This is a genomic window from Mesorhizobium sp. M8A.F.Ca.ET.202.01.1.1, assembly GCF_004791595.1.
GTDB lineage: Bacteria > Pseudomonadota > Alphaproteobacteria > Rhizobiales > Rhizobiaceae > Mesorhizobium.
In genome coordinates, this window is sequence record NZ_SRUN01000052.1 from 1 (window position 1) to 1,033 (window position 1,033).

Here is a 1,033-nt window from a genome sequence, read left to right on the forward strand (position 1 = left end):
CCGCTGGCATGGAAACATTGCAACAGATCGTTCAAATAACTTTACAGAATCTTTTGCAACCGCGGACCGCTGACGATGCTAGGTTCATCCGCAAGGTCTGAAGGCACGCGTGAATATGAGCCACGCCGATTTTGCGTTCGGACCGCCGCACAGCACGCAACGGAGATCATCGCCAATGGCAAGAAGAGTGCTCATCCTGGTTGAAGGCACAAGGAGTAATGGTCTTCTATATGTGCAAGCGGCCCAGCGTCTTGGTCTTCATCCAATTACCCTGTCGGTTGATCCGGCTCAGTACGACTATCTTGCGGCGGAAGGAAGCGAGGCAATTCGTGTCGATACAGGCAATCTCGATGCGCTGATCGGCGAATGTTCTCGGCTGCGTGCTACCAATGACATTGCTGGCATTACTGGCCTCGCGGGCGACGACGAGTCGGTCTCTACGACGGTTGGCAAGCTCTGCCGGCACTTCGATCTACCGGGACCGGACCCCGCATCGATTGAAGGATGCTGCGATAAATTCACTCAACGTCAGCTTCTCGCCGAGGCTGGCGTTCCAATACCTGCTTATCGCGTTGCAGTGAATGCGACGGAGGTAGAAAGCTCTGCCGCTGAGATCGGCCTGCCGGTGGTTGTTAAGCCAGCCGTGGGCAGCGGCAGCATCGGTGTCCGACTGTGCCGCAACGTCGATGAGTTAGCCGAACATACGAGCTATTTGTTGGGCGGGAAGCACATATGGCGTTCCTCGCCGAGAATACTGGTCGAGGAATTCGCACAAGGTCCACAGTATTGCGCTGCAATAATGGGAAATGAGGTCGTTTGTATATCAGCCCTTGATTTCGCTCCCCCACCATATTTTGTCTATCTTGGGGGGACCTATCCAGCCCCGCTGACTGAACACGAGCATAGGCGTATTGCCGATGCTTCGCTGAGCTGTTTGCGAGCTCTCGGCCTTGACTGGGGGCCAACGAACGTAGAACTGCGGTGGACCAAGCGTGGGCCAGTCGTGATTGAGGTCAATCCGCGTCTTGGTGGC

General features: G+C 55.7%; 1 protein-coding gene. It reads left to right on the forward strand.

What is annotated here, in order from left to right; genetic code table 11:
• Positions 1 to 175 precede the first annotated feature (175 nt).
• The coding region (locus EN845_RS33775; RefSeq protein ID WP_135931263.1) for an ATP-grasp domain-containing protein at positions 176 to 1,033 on the forward strand (858 nt) is incomplete at its 3' end.